This is a genomic window from Methylobacter luteus IMV-B-3098, from assembly GCF_000427625.1.
Lineage (GTDB): Bacteria > Pseudomonadota > Gammaproteobacteria > Methylococcales > Methylomonadaceae > Methylobacter > Methylobacter luteus.
In genome coordinates this window covers 3328176-3344480 of the sequence record NZ_KE386569.1, presented here as the reverse complement: position 1 = coordinate 3344480, position 16305 = coordinate 3328176, and the positions used below count along the sequence as shown (strand labels likewise).

The 16305-nt window shown below is 53.3% G+C and carries 16 protein-coding genes; 7 read left to right on the top strand and 9 right to left on the bottom strand.

The window, feature by feature from the left end:
• On the bottom strand, positions 1-1374 hold the full coding sequence (locus METLU_RS0117670; RefSeq protein ID WP_196806559.1) for a glycosyltransferase: 1374 nt from the start codon (positions 1372-1374) through the stop codon (positions 1-3).
• A gap of 112 nt (positions 1375-1486) precedes the next feature.
• Positions 1487-2959: an ArnT family glycosyltransferase gene (locus METLU_RS0117665; protein WP_196806558.1), complete on the bottom strand. Its 1473-nt coding sequence runs from the start codon at positions 2957-2959 to the stop codon at positions 1487-1489.
• Positions 2960-3472: 513 nt separating this feature from the next.
• Between METLU_RS0117665 and METLU_RS0117660 the strand changes: the two genes are divergently transcribed.
• Positions 3473-5047 carry a tetratricopeptide repeat protein gene (locus METLU_RS0117660; RefSeq protein WP_027159384.1) on the top strand — a complete coding sequence of 525 codons (1575 nt, stop codon included), beginning with the start codon at positions 3473-3475 and terminating at the stop codon, positions 5045-5047.
• An 8-nt stretch (positions 5048-5055) separates the two neighbouring features.
• Positions 5056-6570, top strand: a complete 1515-nt coding sequence (locus tag METLU_RS26890) for a rhomboid family intramembrane serine protease (protein ID WP_051299972.1) — start codon at positions 5056-5058, stop codon at positions 6568-6570.
• Between the two features lie 98 nt (positions 6571-6668).
• Here METLU_RS26890 and METLU_RS0117650 read toward each other — a convergent pair whose 3' ends face one another.
• From METLU_RS0117650 to METLU_RS0117640, 3 genes are all read right to left on the bottom strand, one after another.
• Positions 6669-7451: a hypothetical protein gene (locus METLU_RS0117650; protein WP_027159383.1), complete on the bottom strand. Its 783-nt coding sequence runs from the start codon at positions 7449-7451 to the stop codon at positions 6669-6671.
• Positions 7452-7630: 179 nt separating this feature from the next.
• Positions 7631-8566: a phenylacetate--CoA ligase family protein gene (locus METLU_RS28765; protein WP_231383640.1), complete on the bottom strand. Its 936-nt coding sequence runs from the start codon at positions 8564-8566 to the stop codon at positions 7631-7633.
• 657 nt (positions 8567-9223) lie between these two features.
• Positions 9224-9442 carry a TraR/DksA C4-type zinc finger protein gene (locus METLU_RS0117640; protein WP_027159382.1) on the bottom strand — a complete coding sequence of 73 codons (219 nt, stop codon included), beginning with the start codon at positions 9440-9442 and terminating at the stop codon, positions 9224-9226.
• Positions 9443-9696: 254 nt separating this feature from the next.
• Between METLU_RS0117640 and METLU_RS0117635 the strand changes: the two genes are divergently transcribed.
• The gene (locus tag METLU_RS0117635; RefSeq protein ID WP_027159381.1) at positions 9697-9912 is read left to right on the top strand and encodes a hypothetical protein; all 216 of its coding nucleotides are present in this window, start codon (positions 9697-9699) and stop codon (positions 9910-9912) included.
• Between the two features lie 83 nt (positions 9913-9995).
• On the opposite strand, the gene METLU_RS0117630 is transcribed toward METLU_RS0117635, so the two are convergent.
• The gene (locus METLU_RS0117630; protein ID WP_027159380.1) at positions 9996-11270 is read right to left on the bottom strand and encodes a CapA family protein; all 1275 of its coding nucleotides are present in this window, start codon (positions 11268-11270) and stop codon (positions 9996-9998) included.
• Positions 11271-11434: 164 nt separating this feature from the next.
• Between METLU_RS0117630 and METLU_RS28760 the strand changes: the two genes are divergently transcribed.
• From METLU_RS28760 to METLU_RS0117615, 3 genes are read left to right on the top strand one after another with little or no spacing between them, the layout of a single operon-like run.
• Positions 11435-12115 carry a phosphoribosyltransferase gene (locus METLU_RS28760; RefSeq protein WP_027159379.1) on the top strand — a complete coding sequence of 227 codons (681 nt, stop codon included), beginning with the start codon at positions 11435-11437 and terminating at the stop codon, positions 12113-12115.
• A complete protein-coding gene (locus METLU_RS28755) occupies positions 12112-12780 on the top strand; it encodes a dienelactone hydrolase family protein (RefSeq protein WP_036243248.1) in 669 nt (222 codons plus the stop codon). The genes METLU_RS28760 and METLU_RS28755 overlap by 4 nt, the downstream gene beginning before the upstream one ends.
• The gene (locus METLU_RS0117615) at positions 12777-13757 is read left to right on the top strand and encodes a ribose-phosphate diphosphokinase (RefSeq protein ID WP_027159377.1); all 981 of its coding nucleotides are present in this window, start codon (positions 12777-12779) and stop codon (positions 13755-13757) included. The genes METLU_RS28755 and METLU_RS0117615 overlap by 4 nt, the downstream gene beginning before the upstream one ends.
• Before the next feature lie 3 nt (positions 13758-13760).
• On the opposite strand, the gene METLU_RS0117610 is transcribed toward METLU_RS0117615, so the two are convergent.
• Positions 13761-14813 carry a hypothetical protein gene (locus METLU_RS0117610; RefSeq protein WP_231383639.1) on the bottom strand — a complete coding sequence of 351 codons (1053 nt, stop codon included), beginning with the start codon at positions 14811-14813 and terminating at the stop codon, positions 13761-13763.
• 133 nt (positions 14814-14946) lie between these two features.
• Between METLU_RS0117610 and METLU_RS0117605 the strand changes: the two genes are divergently transcribed.
• A complete protein-coding gene (locus METLU_RS0117605; protein ID WP_155920619.1) occupies positions 14947-15129 on the top strand; it encodes a hypothetical protein in 183 nt (60 codons plus the stop codon).
• A 3-nt stretch (positions 15130-15132) separates the two neighbouring features.
• Here METLU_RS0117605 and METLU_RS0117600 read toward each other — a convergent pair whose 3' ends face one another.
• The gene (locus METLU_RS0117600; RefSeq protein WP_027159374.1) at positions 15133-15474 is read right to left on the bottom strand and encodes a hypothetical protein; all 342 of its coding nucleotides are present in this window, start codon (positions 15472-15474) and stop codon (positions 15133-15135) included.
• A 178-nt stretch (positions 15475-15652) separates the two neighbouring features.
• Positions 15653-16276: a lysophospholipid acyltransferase family protein gene (locus METLU_RS25750; protein ID WP_081679132.1), complete on the bottom strand. Its 624-nt coding sequence runs from the start codon at positions 16274-16276 to the stop codon at positions 15653-15655.
• Between the last annotated feature and the right edge of the window lie 29 nt (positions 16277-16305).

Below are 16305 nucleotides of genomic sequence, written 5' to 3'. Positions count from 1 at the left end.
TCAAATGGTTTTTTCGATGACGTACCGAGGTCGGCGTTTGGTTTCGGAATAGACTTTCGCCAGATACTCCCCCATGATGCCCAGGCATAGCAACTGTATGCCGCCCAGAAAATAAATGGGCAATACCGTGGAAGCCCAGCCAGGGATGGCGTCCTGGGTAAACAGCCGGACAGAGATTGCCCAGGCGGAAATTACAAAACTGAACAGCGATACCAGCAGGCCGATTCCGGTAATACAGCGCAAAGGCAGTACCGAAAAAGAGGTTATCCCCTGCCATGCAAAAGCCAGCATCTGTCTGAGCGGATATTTCGATTCACCGGCATAACGCTCGGCCCGCTCGTAAAACGCCAGCGCATGCGAAAACCCTAATTGCGGAATTATGCCGCGCAGAAACAGGTTAACCTCACCGAACTCTCTCAAGGCTTCCACGGCGGGGCGGCTCATTAACCGGTAATCGGCATGATTATAGATAATTTCCACGCCCATCGCGTTTAACAGCCGGTAATAAGATTGAGCTGTAAATCTTTTGAAAAACGTGTCGGATTGCCGCGAATCGCGGACGCCATAAACAATATCGTAACCGGCCCTATACAAATCGATCATCTTGACGATTGCGGACAAATCGTCCTGCAAATCGGCGTCGACACTGATAATCGCCTCCCCTTCTACCGTCAGCAATCCGGCCAACAGCGCATTTTGGTGTCCTCGGTTGCGGGACAGTTTGATGCCATGCACAAATTGCTGCTGTTCCGCCAGGGATTCAATCAATCTCCAGGTGCCGTCACGGCTGCCGTCATCGATGTAATACACGCCGCTGTCTGCCGTGATTTTCTGATCCGCGATGAGCGTCTGAAATAAATCAGCCAATTGCCGGGTGGTTTCCGGCAATACGCTTACTTCGTTATAACAAGGCACGACTATACTGAGCTGTATGGGCTGACAAGACGTTGGCGCCAGATTTTCCGGCAATTCGGCAGGCTGTTGACTGCCGGACGGGGCCGCATGTTGCTGATTACGGAAGGTGAAATACTTGTTCCCCAAAAATCCGATGATCGTGTAGGGAAAAATACCCGCCGCCTGCGCAAGATAAGCATTAACATGAAAACGGGAATCGAAAAACAAAACCGTGTAAAGATTGGCTGTATAAGCTACGGCCAGCACCGTGATAAAACGCAAAAAGCTGAACAAAAGATGATCGTCGCTTTTGAACGTCCAGGATTTATTCAACAAAAAACTGAATAAAACGCCAATTGTGTAGCCGACCGCATTGGCATGAACAATGTTCAAATGCAGAAAATACATGGCGATATAGATAGTGCCTAATCCCACAATGGTATTGGCCACGCCAACAAGTAGATATCTGCCAAAAGTCATAGTCATAGATTCGTTGATTAATTAATTAAGCTGTATGGATCTGCCTGCCATCAGGGTCATCGGATTTCAAGGGGATGAACGTCCGCAGGCTTCAAAGAAACCCGGCCAAGCCTCATCCGGTTTCCGGCGCATGGCCGGCCGGACGCTCCACGCCCCGCTTAGCTGAGCCCTTACCCTTCCCGACAGTGTATATTCCACATTGCCCATCGGTATCGACCTCTTGCAAGCCGGACCGGATTTCCATGCGATTTTTAATCTTTTCACCGCATAACAGCAGATATTGATAATCTTCAGGTATGGCGGCATCGGTTTGCAAAACTGTTATTTCCAGGCCTTTCTTCCTGAGCGTATTGATATAAAAAAGCGCAGGAGCAACATAAAAATTGCCCTCATAATAACCGGGATGCACCACGGCAAACTTTGGTATCTGTTTGCTTTGTATGAATTTCGAGCGTAGAAAATAATTATATTGGTCGGCCACCCTATTTTTCGAATCCGCTTCCTGCTTTTCAATTTCCCTGAAGTTAAAGGCAAAAACCAGAAGGCTCGCGAAAATGGCCGCCGGAAAAATAATCAATCCCGGTCTTGCGCCCGGCAAAGTTGCTTTAACTTTAAATAATTTATCTTCCGCTAATTGATAAAGCGCAATGGCAATCAGCATGGAAGCCAGCGGCGAAAGGGGTATCAGATACCAAGCTATTTTAGTGGAAGCCGCTGAGATGATCAGCAGATAAAATAAAAACATCATGCCCAGAAAAATGCTGAAATCCCGAAGCTCTGAAGGATGGCGCCGGCTAAATTGAAAACCGATTATCCCGAGCGTCAAAATCATCCATGCAGGCTTTACATAATAAAACGGGCCGCCAGCATGGTTTTCAATCACCGTTGCGAATCGCCCCAGCAAATCGTTCAATATCGCTGAGTCAAAATAGCCGGGATCAATCTGGTTGCGCAAAAGATAATAGGCTGCGCATATCGCCAGAATCAATAGCCCATAGAAATAGACCAGAGCGGATTTCAGCACAAAATACTGGCGTTTGTATAAGGCATATATGATAAGTGCCGGGGCAAAAATCAGCCCTTGTACGGTTTTCGTAAAAAAAGCCAGCAAAATACCCAACATGCACAATGAAAGCCACAATATGCGGTGATCGTGATCCTTTAAATATAAATAGCCTGATAACAAATAGCCGGTAGTCCAAAGGGTCAGAATAGCGTCGTAATTGCCGGAACGGGCGCCGTGAAGGTGAATATAGGCTCGAATGCAAAGCAGGATCAGGACGGAAAGAAAACCGATTAACGGCCGTTTCAAATAATAAGCGGCAAATGCAAATACCATGATGAGGGTAGCCATAGCTGCCATGACCGAGGGAATGCGAACGCTCAGTTCGGAAGATCCGAAAAACGCTATTGATAAGGACATCAGCCAGATAACCAAGGGAGGCTTTGTATTCCAGTGATCCGGACTGCCGTCGTAAGTAGTAACCAGCGACAGGCCGCCACTGTTAGCCATCTCCAAGGCATTATTGGCAAGGCGCGCCTCATCCCAGCAATCGATGGACAACTCCCCTAGCCGGTAAAACAATACCCCTGATGAAAGCGCTAATGAGCATATAAACAAGAACCCTGTAGGACATTTATTTATTAATTCCCGCATCTTGATTTACCGTGTCTACGTTTATCGCTCCATGGAGATCAAAATCCAAGTCACCCGTATTTAAACGACATGCTTGCCTTTATGCAGTTTGTCAGGCTGGCTAGAGACATCAATCGCTTATCGATTCACCATCTGACAGTGCAAGTGCATAGGGCCTTTGAGTTTGGCTATCTAAATTCATGACTTCACCCTTTTTTAAGGGCGCATTGTCAGTTTCAATACATCATTAAGACAACTCAGTCGACCTGGGCCTTGGATTGAAAATAGGGAGGATCTAGCGATTAAATTAGGCAACAGTATTTCATGTTTTTAAAACCATAATAAATACGTATAACCACTTAAAAACACTGGCTTTTTAATTTCCAACGGCATCAGTCCCATCGTAATCCCATAGGGTGGATTGAGGAATGAAAACCGGCGCATTGAGACCGCGGGGTCACAATGGCCGTTGCCGTGTTGATGAGCAGTCGCTTTATCTCCCGTCCCTATGCGGTCAGTGCCGGAAGAGCTATACTTTTGCGCAGTATCTTTCAAGTTAATCCGGAGCAAGGCGCGACAATGGACAACGCAAAAATTTCCTGTAAGTATTTCCCCGAACTTCCGGCGCGCTGGCGTTGCCCGCGTTGTATGATCAACATTTCCGACGCTTGCGCGAAACGCCCGGAAGGCGCCGACGACCGCTACGAAATTCGCCGCGATTGCCCCATTTGCCTGGAACCGCTACAGTCGCTGGGGATCGGAAATTCCATCAAACCGTTCTGGGAACGCATCCCGGAATTTTTCATTTATCCCGCAAGGCTCGATGCCTTGATTTACTTAGCATTGCTGTCGCTGTTGAACCTGTTGTTCGCGGTCAATATATTATTGGGGATCATCGCGTTGGTGACGACTTCATACGCCTTGCTGCTCTACTCTTATAAATGCCTGAACCATGTCGCCCGCGGCCACCTGGAAGCGCCGGGCCTGATGGTCGATTATAAGGTGCTCAAATCATCCCTTATCTTCAAGCAATCGATGGTATATTTCCTGGTGGTGTCGGCGTCGCTGTTTGCACTGCGGCTGTTCGGCGCGCCGGGCCTGATCGTCACCGGGGGATTTTTCCTGCTGGGCATTCCGGCCTCCACCACCCTGCTGGCGATCAACGGCAGCATCCTCGATGCGGTCAACCCGGTCAGCATCTTTCGCACCATGGCGGCCATCGGCCGCCCCTATTTCGTTCTTTACCTGTTTTTGCTGCTGATGCTCGGCAGTTATGAAATGCTGGAACAGACGATGCTCGAACATATTCCCGAGTTCTTGATTATGCCGGCAGTATTTTTTTTACAGGCGTACTTTACCGTCGCCATGTACGCAATGATGGGTTACGTGATCTATCAATACCACGAGCCCCTGGGGTTTGACGAAGTCAAGAAAGTCGAGGAAAGCCCGCGTAAACCCATTCCCGGCCTTTCCGCCGATCCGCTGTTGAACGAAATTTATATCCTGAACATTGAAGGAATGCAGGATGCGGCGATCAAGCGCCTGCAAAAGGCGGTCACGCGAGACCCCAAGCCGGAATATTACGCCAAGCTGCACAGGTTGTTGCAATCGACGGGACGCAACGCCGAGCTATGCCGATATGGCGAAGCCTACCTGAAACGCTTGTTAAAACATGAAGCCATGCCACGCTTCAAGCGCCTGCACGAAGCCGCCGGCGTTTATGCCGATTGCACGCGCGCCGATCCGGCATTCGACTTTCAAGACCCGCAAGTGGTTTACGACTTGGGCGAAGCCGCTTTCCAAAACCGGCAATTCGACGATTGCCTGGCGATCCTGAACGGCTACCACAAACGCTACCCGCAAAGCGAATTGCTGCCGGAAGCGTATTTGATGGTCGCCAAAGTGATGGTAGAACACAAGCAGGACGATGCCCAGGCGAAAAAAATATTGGATGCCTTGCTGAAGCGCTATCCCGATCACGCCGTGACCCCGCAAGTCAGGGAATATCACCAACTGGTGTCTTCGATTATCGGCTGAGGGATTGCATGTTCATTATTCCGCTGGAAAAAGCCATCGACTGGAAACGGCCACCGCTGGTTACCCTGTTGCTGATTTTAGGCTGTGCTGCGATCCTTTTCGGGGGCCAGCACTATGAAAACAGGAAATACGCTGCCCAGTTCGATTTTTATTTTGCCTCCAGCCTGCCGCACCTCGAATTGCCGCGGTATGCCACTATGCTGAATGACGAAGAAGAGGATATCGATCCCGAGTCCTTACAGGCATTGTTGAACACGGATTACCGGCAACTGGACGAGCCCCGGCAATATTTCCTGCAAGGGTTGCTGTTGCACATGCAAAACAACGCCAGATTCATGGCGCGCCTGCACGACGGAAAAATCGTCACCGCCGACAATGCCGAATTCGGCGATTGGCAAGTCCAACGCAAACGTTTCGATGCGTTGACATTCCAGCCGGTGAATAAAATGTACGGTTTCACGCCGGCAGAGCACAAGCCGTTAACCTTTTTGACCCACATGTTCCTGCATGGCGATACCGGACATCTGATCGGCAACATGCTATTCCTGTTCCTGGTCGGGTTTACCGTGGAAATGGCGCTGGGTTCGGCGCTTTATCTGCTCTGCTATGTGTTGACCGGCCTGGCTGCGGTCGGACTGTTCTGGGCGGTTAACCCGGCCAGTGAAGTGCCGCTGGTCGGCGCGTCGGGCGCGATAGCCGGCCTCATGGGCTTATATGCGGGCATCTTCGGGCTGCGCAGGATCCGCTTTTTTTATTCGCTGTTGTTTTATTTCGATTATGTACGCGCTCCGGCCTTGATCATGTTGCCCGCCTGGCTGGCGAACGAGTCCTACCACATGCTGACCATGCCCGACAGCAACGTCGCTTTCATTGCGCATATCGGCGGCTTGCTGTCCGGCGGTTTGCTGGCGGCATTGTTGCAGCGTTTTGGGAGCGCCAATATCGACACGGCTTACCTTGATGCGGCGAAACGCGACGAAGACAAACAGCAGCGCTACCGGCAGGCCATGCAATTCCTGGGCGCGCTGGACATCCCCAAAGCGCAAAAATTATTTCAGGAATTGCACGCCGAATATCCGAACGACCGGGATATCCTTTGGCAACTTTATCATGCCTTGAAACATGACCCGGGCAGCGCCGATTTTTACCGCATCCTTGTCGAGATCCTGAGCCTGAACGACAACGACACGCAAACCTTGAAACAACTCAACGACGCCTTCGGGTATTATCTCAAGGCGCAACCCGGAAAAATGGCGTTGGAATCCACCTGTCTGCACCATCTCGCGATCAGGTTCGCGAAATACGGTTATCCTGAAAACGCCGAAAGGATCGTGCTTGCCTTATTGCGCTGCAATCCGGAGTTGGCGGATCTGGACAAAACCCTGTTTGCCGTGGCTGTCGCCTGGCGGCGACGGGCAAACCCAACCCGATGTGCCGAAGCCGTCGCCCTGCTGCAAAAATATTTTCCGAAAAGCCACGTGCTTATCCAGGCGCGGTTGTTTGCTAAAGCTAATGAATTTTGAGACGGGCACGGTCTGGGTAAACAGGTCGGGTCCAATCTGCGTGACAGGCGTTGGCCAGGTGAGCACCGGCCAGCGCCTACGGTACCGTTAATGATGCGTTAGACTTTTGATTTCTCGGCCAGAATGATATTGGTTATCCAGCCTAGCGCTTTGCTGTTCCTGGTGCCGTCTTCAGTTACAAAAACATCCGAGCAGTCCGGGTTGCCATCCATTGAAGCTTTTACAGCATTGAGTTTGGTATCTCTATTTACTGCGCCAAAAGCCGTTGAAACCAGTTTATACCGATCGTCCGCAAACAGTTCTTTCAGAGTTAATTTCTCTGGCTCTTTATTCCCGGAAAGTACCTGCTCGGTAATGAACTTGTCGATAATACTGCGATGTACCATGTACTTAATCTTTCCATCGGCATCGATGAGTGGCAGACGGTTTCTTCCGGAGCTATTAAACAAAGCCAGTAACGCTGTTTTTAAATTGATTTGATCCTCTGGCTTGTCAATAATCATTTTGGTGGTGTTTGGGTCAGTCATCGAAATCATGGCTTCCACGACAGGAATTGCCTGAAGTTTTTGATCCGGCGTTAACTGACGCACAAGATTCGATGTTTGCTCCGCCGCGGCGATAAAATTTTCCTTTGAGAAATAAAAGGCCAGCACCGTGCCCACCCATGTGCCCAATACCGGCAGAAGCGCCGTCAATATATCTTTTACCAGATTGGCCCGAAGCGGGAATTCATCTTTAGGAGCCAGCCCTGTCACCAACATTGCCGCTACGCCAAGAATAGCAATAACGGTTATGGCAAAATAAATTATTCCTTTCCCGATTTTGGCTCTTTCATCGCTATTGGCCTGGGGTGGTTTATTGTTGTATTGATTTTCCGTCATGTCATTTTTCCATCGAAGAACATTTTGTAAGTATAGTTAATACGCCTTCAAAGATGCGGTGCATAGTACGCTCCGCCCCCAGAGCCTGAATTCAGCGGCCTGAAACCGCGAAGCGTTCAGGAATGCATACAGATTCCAATCCTGAAGATCTTGTCAGGAAAGCAGAGTGAGCCGCCTTCTCATCGACGGGTATACCGATGCTTCACCCCCGCCGGAAAATATGCCGGGCTGGCAAACGGGTGCAGGGTGATCCGGGGCAATTGCCGCTCCGGAGGCGTGTAATTGGCGAATTCGCTGTTCAGGCGAATTAACTGCGCGCGAATGGATTCGGCTATCACGGACGCTATCCCTTCATCGGGCTCGACGCCGGGCAACAATTCCACGGCAATGTGCAGATAGCTGTCGCCCTGTTCGGTCTCCGCTGTTTCCAGCACGAATTTACCGGTCAGCCACTGCATGATCTCCAACTGCTCCAGGCCGACCGCGACGTTTTCCGGATAGATGTTGGCGCCATAATAGGACACGGTGAAATCGGCCCGCCCGAACACATACACAAACGGCAAATGGCGCGGCTGAAAATCCTCGTTCAGTCCTAAATCGCTGAGCGAGCGCACCCCTTGCGCCTGCAGGAAACGCCACAGCTCATCGAAACCCAGCACGCCGCCTTTGTCGGCAATGTGATAGCGCACCAGGGGTACGCTATTGTCTGCCGAAATCACCAGCGTGCCTGCGTGCACTTCGAAGAACCGCCGGACGGGATCGTATTGCACCAGCGTCGGTAGCCTTGATTCGCCGAACAAGGTTCGCGCCGCATCGGGATGGGCCCCCAGCCAGCGACGGACAGCAATGCTGAGCGGCGTTTCATTGCCGAGTACGCCGCCGTCGGCCGTGCCGTACAGCGAAGCGGAATCAAAACAGGGTGAGTCAGAGCCGATGCGCTGCCCCATCAGGCTGCGCCATTCCTCGCTGAACACCTCGCCGGCAAAGACCAGTTTGGGATTATGGCCGGACCAGTCGATGCCTTCGGCGGCGCCGGCGTCGATAACGTCTTTGACGAAAGGCGGGTAACCCAGCAACACCGTTTGCTCGAAATGGGGCGCCAGTTCGCGCACCACGCGGAAGATTTCCGCCTTGTTGTGCCGGGCGTCGCCACCATCAGCGGATAACCCTTGCGCGCCAGATGCCAGCAGCAAGACGTCGTGTACAGGCCGCCCACCCAGTTGCCCAAGGCGAAGCAGACCACCGCCAGGGTGCTGCGTTCATGGGCACGGAAACTGTCATGAAACACCTGCTCGAAACGCTGGGCCACATCCAGTTCATGGGCGACAGACCGCGGCCAGAAAGTCGGCTGCCCCGTAGAACCGGAAGAGACCGCCACACGGTCGGCACTCCCGAGACTGCCGCCCAGGCAGCGCTCCGGCAGCGGATAAGCCTGCATGTAATTGGCCTTGCTCATCAGCGGTAACGTTTGAAAAGCCTGGTACGAGGTGATCCCGGCGGGATTTACCCCTTGCGCCTCCAGAAACTGGCGATAAGCGGGAACCTCGGCTGCGCATCGGTGAAACAGGGCCAGAACCTTGTCTTCGGGATTTACGGCTTGTGATTCTGCCAGAAGCGTATCCAGAGGCGTCGAGATAAAACGATTATAAACTTCGGCGGATGGCGGCATAAGCGGGCTGGACATGAAAGATACCTCGGAACAATGTGCTCATATTGATAAAACGCCTGGCTTTCGATGGAGGGATTAGCAGTAAAACCACTCTGCCCGCCCTTTATCTTGAATTTTTTTCCAGTGCCGTTTGGCAGGCTAAACAATATTTGCAGGCAATAGCCTTCCGGCGACTTTCCGGTATCGGTTCGCCACATTCTTCGCACTCGATAGCCGACTCACCGGCGTACATCGATTTTCGCGTTTCTTCGATAAAGAGCGAGGTCATTTGCTCCATTCGCTCCATGATGGCATCGGTGCCGCCTGCCCATGCTGATGACATATTTATTTCACTTAACTTTTAACTTATGGAATTTACAGGATTTGTTTAAGCGTTCAGCTTTTAAAGCCTTTACGCTTCATTTTAACGAAGTCCAGCCATTTTTACCGCATTATCCGCTACTTGTACAGCAAACCAATGCAGAACAGACAGCCTCATCCTTCAATAAAAGTCCGCTCATCACGCCTGCTGTCATACGGCTGTCATCTGGCTGCTCTAAGCTAGCGTCAGTAGCTTAAAAAACGACAGGTGTAGAGATGTTGCTGGACTGGATTAGAGAAAAAACGAAATTCGGATTAAACAATCAAGCGATCGATTACGATGAGTTTGATATCGGGTTTGATTTTGCCTTAAGCTTTGAAATGGTTGATCAGCTATCCGGCCCCATCATCAACGTTCCGGACATTAGAACGCATGCCGATGCTGATACGATGGAACCGGTCCTGGATGAACACGAATTGGCATTGCGTTGATTTCAATGATTGAGCGAAGTCATCCTGCTATCCCCTCATCATGACCTTTAACGATAATGCTCCGGCAATCAAGCCATTAGTCCTCAACAACTGACTGACAAGGCCAGACGACCGTATCTATCGACCAATTCGACCTTCGTACCCAGCAACCGGCTTTCCCTGTCCAGGACTTGCTGCAGCCAGAGCGCATCTTTAGGCGATGCGTGACTCAACCGGAAGCGCTTGATTTGCATAGGCACCATCATCAAGTTGACCAACTCTCCCGTCGCGACATCCAGGGTGACGAAGTACATCAAAGAGAGATCGCCCCGGAACTCCTCGTACCCCGAAATGCCCTCATAGTCGTTCAGAAAGTCGCCGCAGCCGTAGAGGATCGGCTTTCCCCGGTAGACCTCGACGCCCTTGGGATGATGGGATGAGTGACCATGCACCACGTCCACATGGGCCAGGTCTATCAGCCGGTGCGCAAATTCCCTTTGCGCGTTTATTATCTTATAATCCCAGTTGCCGCCCCAGTGTATCGAGGCCACCACGCAATCGCCTTTCTGCTTAAGATCCGAGATCCGTTCAGCGATACGGCTTATCGTGTGCTCCGACAAGTCCGGCAGCAGATTCACGCCCGGCTTGTGGCTGCGGGCGCCCCATAGCCAGGGGATGCCGCTGCTGTCATCGCCGAAACCGAACACCAGCACGCGCCCTTTTCCTGCCACATCGATAACCGCCGGCGCTTCGGCTTCCGGCAGGTTTCGGCCCGCGCCCGCGGCCTTGAGGTTGGCGTCGGCCAATGTGGTCAAAGTCTCCGTCAAGCCGTTATAGCCCCAATCCAGGACATGATTGTTGGCCAGCACGCAGCAGTCGATCGCCGCGGCCGTGATGCAGGGGATGTTCTTCGGATGCATCCGGTAATTGATGCCCTTGTCAGGCCAGAAGTCGGAACTGGCCGTCACGGCCGTCTCAAGGTTGATGATGCGGGCATCGGGGGCCGTGCGCCGCAGTTCTTCAAGCGCATCGCCCCAGATATAGTCAAATCCGGCCGGTTTCGGAATGGGGCCGTTGGCATCCTCCGCGAGCTGCACATACCCCCGGGCGGAGTTCATATAAAATTCATGAATACGCGGGTGAGAAGGGTTAGGCAGCACCTGGTCGATGCCCCGGCCGGTCATCACATCGCCGCACAGGAACAGCATAATCGTTGAGTTATCGCGGGAAGCCGTCCGGGGTGAAAGATCTTGATCGGACACCCTGTCTTTCCTATCCGGCGCCGAACGCGTTTCGGTCATACCCCAAGCGGCCATCGTGATCCCGGCCAGTTTCAGGAAGTCCCTTCGCGTTCTCAGTTTTGGCCGATAATCATTCATCGTCGGCGATAGTAGTTGGTTTATGCTTCATTGGCCGTCATTCCAATCAAAAAGCTTGGCATATTAGTTCGTAAAGCGATCCGATAAGTTTCATCGTGTGGGGATAGGTAAAGGGGTTGTAGCGGTCATAGAGACATCTTTGGTGCTGCGTAGAGGAAACCACCTTGAAACTGCCATTTGAAAACCGAGTCTACGCCGGACGTCTGCTGGGACAGGCGCTGGCCAAGTATGCCAACCGGCCGGACGTGATTGTCCTTGCCTTGCCCCGCGGCGGAGTCCCCGTAGGGTTCGAGGCCGCCAAGGTGATTAACGCATCGCTGGATATCATGCTGGTGCGCAAACTGGGAACGCCCGGCCATGAGGAATTGGCCATGGGAGCAATCGCCAGCGGCGGCGTGAGCGTGCTCAATTCCGATTTGGTGGGGAGACTTCTTATTGATCCGGAGCTCATAGCCGCCGTCACTAAAAGAGAGCAACAAGAACTGGAGCGGCGCGAACGGGCCTATCGGGGCGATCATGCGCCGCCCGTAGTTCAGAATCGCCACGTGATTCTGGTGGACGACGGTCTGGCTACTGGAGCCAGCATGCGCGCCGCTGTCGCCGCCTTGAAGCGACGAAATCCCGCTTCCATCATAGTCGCCATACCTGTAGCCCCGCCTGATACGGTAGAGGTGCTAAAAGAGGAGGCCGATGAGGTGGTCTGCCTGGCCATGCCCGAGCCATTTCTGGCCGTCGGTCGCTGGTACGGGGATTTTTCGCAGACCAGCGATGATGAAGTCAAATCTCTGCTCACACGCGCCTGGGCTACGGAATTCGGTTCCCCAAACTTCACGGAGCAGCCATGACTAATCCCGCACCGCCGGCCTCCATTGATGTCAGCATAACCTTTGAAAAGATCTCACTTGACGGCAGCCTTACCATTCCTGAACCTGCAAAGGGCCTGGTCGTGTTCGCCCATGGCAGCGGCAGCAGCCGGTTCAGCCAGCGCAATCGTTTCGTGGCCGAATTCCTGAACGAGGCCGGGCTTGCCACGTTGCTGTTCGATCTTTTGACTTCGGAGGAGGAAGACATTGATCTGCGCACACGCGAATTTCGCTTCAATATCGATTTGCTGACCGGCCGGCTGATTGGCGTGGTCGATTGGGCAAGACAAAATGCCCAAACAGCCGGTTTTCCCATTGGGCTGTTCGGGGCCAGCACCGGCGCGGCCGCGGCACTGGGCGCAGCCGCGGCGCGCACCGGCAGAGTGGCCGCTGTGGTCTCGCGAGGCGGACGGCCGGATCTGGCCTTGCGCCATCTTGCGCGGGTTAGGGCGCCTACGCTGTTGATCGTGGGTGGAAAGGACAGTGTGGTGATCGAGCTCAATCAGCAGGCAGCCGCGAAATTGCTGGTTAGACATCGCCTGGAGATAGTTCCCGGCGCCACACATCTGTTCGAGGAACCAGGCAAACTGGAACAGGTGGCAGAGCTCACCCGCGACTGGTTTCTGCGCTATCTGGCCGGCTCATGAATCTCGATGCGATGCGACTGTTTGCGTTGAGCGAAAGCCGATCGCTCGGAGAGAGCATCGGAGCGGCTCTCGGTATACCGCTGAGTCCGCACGAGGAAAGAGACTTCGAAGACGGCGAGCACAAGACGCGCCCCCTGGAAAGCGTGCGAGGTTGCGATGTCTTCGTGATCCAGTCGCTGTACAGCGAGCCTGGAAAAAGCGTCAACGACAAGCTGTGCCGCCTGCTGTTTTTCATCGGCGCCCTGAAGGATGCCTCGGCGCGATCGGTGACCGCCGTCCTGCCCTACCTCGGCTATGCGCGCAAAGACAGAAAAACCAAAACGCGTGATCCGGTGACGACCCGCTACGTGGCGCAACTGCTGGAGGCTGTGGGAACCGATCGGGTGCTGACCCTCGACGTGCATAACCTGGCCGCTTTTCAAAACGCCTTCCGCTGCCCGACGGACCATCTGGAAGCCAAGGAGTTGTTCGTCGACTATTTTGCCGCCCACATCAGCAACGCGGAGGTGGTCGTGGTCTCGCCCGACGTGGGTGGCGTCAAACGGGCGGAATTGTTTCGCGAGGCTCTGAACCAACGCCTGAGCAGGCCCGCAGGCAGCGCCTTCATGGAGAAGCAGCGCAGCGCCGGGATCGTCAGCGGCGAAGCGTTGGTGGGCGACGTCAACGGCAAAGCCGCCATCATCATCGACGACATGATCAGCACCGGCGGCACGATCTCACGTACCGCACACGCCTGCCGCAGACAGGGCGCGCAAAGTGTTTATGCCGCCGCTTCCCATGGCATTTTCGTGGGCAAGGCCGATCAGGTCGTGGCCGATCCCGCCCTGGATAGCCTGGTGGTCACCAATACGCTCCCGCCGTTCCGGCTCGATCCGGAACTCGCGCGCAATCGGCTGACGGTATTGGATGTTGCGCCATTACTGGCGGACGCCATTCGACATATCCATACCAGCGGTTCCATCGTAGAGTTCCTTTAACCGTTACCAACGGCGCATATACTGCTCTGCCCGGTCGAGATAGGTTCGGGCAAGGCGGAGCCAATGCTGATGATCCTGAACATCATGGTCCACGGTGTGCCATACCGCGATCTTGGCGCGCAAACAGGCGCGGAAAGCCTTGTAAAACACTATCAGCTCAATGGGGCAAGCATCGCCGGCTGCTTTCTTGTAGTGTCTCAGTACGTGGTCACCGATGGCGGGCGCACTCAGACGCTCGCATTCCAGGGCCAGATAGGCCAACTCATCGACTGGATCGAGGATGCGGAACTGCCGGTTGAACTCCAGGCAATCGATGATCACCGGCTCGGGGGTCAAGCAGATGTGCTGCGGCCTGAGGTCGCCGTGCGCATCGATGATGCGCCCGTCCTCTGCCCGTTGCTCAAGAAGACACCCCTGTTCCGATAGAAATTGCCTTTGCGCCGCCATGAGACGGTCCACCAGCACTCTGGGCAAAGCGTACCGGCTGTCGCTCAATTCGATCAGATTGCTTTGAATATCCGCCTCGAAGCTGTGCCGATATTCGGCCGGGCTTATGGCTAAGGAAGGAGAAAGCCGATAGAAGCTGGCCAGCACCTGGCTCAGCTTCCGCACGTCCTCGGCATCGACCGTGCCTTCACGAATCGTAACATCGAGCATGCGATCGGCAGGCAAGCGGCGCATTTTGACCAGCCAATCCACCACCCGGCCTTCACCATCCAGTTTCAGGCCGCCATCCGCTTCTAGCGTGAGCGGCACGGTGCCGAGATAAACGTGTTCGGCCAACCGCCGGTTGAGGCGCACCTCGTTTTCACAATTCCTGCGCCTGTCCTCCAGGGTGCTGAAGTCCAGGTAATCATATCGAACGGGCTTCTTCAGCTTGTAAACCAGCCTTTCGGTTAAAAAAACCCAGGACATGTGGGTTTTGATGACCTCCACGCGTTCCGGTCTGTCCGGATAGATCTCCGGCCGTCGGAGAAAGGCTACCTTTTCCTCGATATGCATGGCACACATTTTCCTGTAAGCGTCAAAGTCCAGTGAGCCAGGTTCGAATACCATACTATGTGTTTCATTGCCCGCCTTCAGTGTCATTATTACTGTTAAGACAAAGGGCTGGGGTGAAAGTGCGGCCTTGGGGCGAAAGCAGGCTGGGTTGCAGCTTTGCGGAAACCCGGCATATCGGAGCGGTAAATTGCTGGGTTTATCAACCCAGCCTACCGTGCTGATCGCGCCGGCGGTGAACAACCTGGTGCCGAAGGTTGCCGGCGACGTGATCGACAACATCTGGCGTTATGACATCGCCGGACCAGTGGGACGCCTTGCCGGCCGTCGAAAACGCTTGGGAGCCGCCTTCCCGGGATGCTTGGCTATTTGAAGATCATGACATTTTGGAAGCATGCTTTAGTGCAAAGAATATAACCACAGCCGGCATAAGCAGCGCCATGGCGCTCCATAGTCCCATTGCAAGCAAAAAAATCTGGTTGAGCGCTATAAGACCTGTGTAGGTATAAACGGCCCATTTTTTCATCATCCACAACCCGAGCATACACACTAGAGCCATGAAGGACGAAAGCCCCAGGTATAGCAGATACCCAAAACCAATTTGCTGCGCTACGGGTGAGAAAATCAAAGGTACTGATATTAATGCCCCAATGAAGCCAAGCACACAGATGGCTGTTATTGATGTCGGGCGTTCGGCTGTTTCTGTTATTTCATTCATGGACTGTGTTTCCTTTTTTGTTGAGATCTAACAATTTTATTCATCTGCGCTCAATCATCAAGGGATAGTCAGTAAGATACGCGCCGCGTGCCACATTTTCTGACTGAGTAGGCTGGGTTGGAGCTTTGCGGAAACCCGGCATATTGAAGCGGTGAATTGCCGGGTTTATCAACCCAGCCTACCGTGCTTGAGAGAGGCTATTCATGGCTTCATCGAGTTCTGTCGTTAACCTTAAAGCCGTCTGTCTATCAATGGGCTCGTCCGAGGGTATTACGACGGGAGCCCCAAACGTGACGCGAATAGCTGGACGGCGAAGTAGATGAATGAAGCGGATTTGTTCCGGCCCTTCGTAATGCGCGGGGATAATTTGCGCCTTGGCATGCAAGGCTATGGTTGCTGCGCCTCGCTTTGCTTCGACTTGATCGCGGGTGCGCGTGCCATTAGGAAAAACGAGAACAAGTTTGCCTTGTTCCACGAGCGAAATCACTTGCTTGATGGTCGCGGCGGAAGGCCGGCCACGATCGATCGGGAACCCACCGCCACTCCGGACGAGCCAACCGATGACAGGGTTCTTGAAGAGTTCCTTTTTGGCCATTTGATGCAAAGTGTGCGGCATGGCGGAATACCCCATCCACAGCGGATCTGCCCAGCCTATGTGATTGCATACCACGACTTTTCCTTCCTGACCGTCCAAGTACTCAACGCCACTCACCGTGACCTTTCCTAGGCGAGACAACAAAGTTTTCAGCACAAGGATGAAAATCGATGATTTTGAAGAGGATGCGCGAACTTTGGTATTCATTGTAGTTGTCAATATGGCGATTTCAGCGT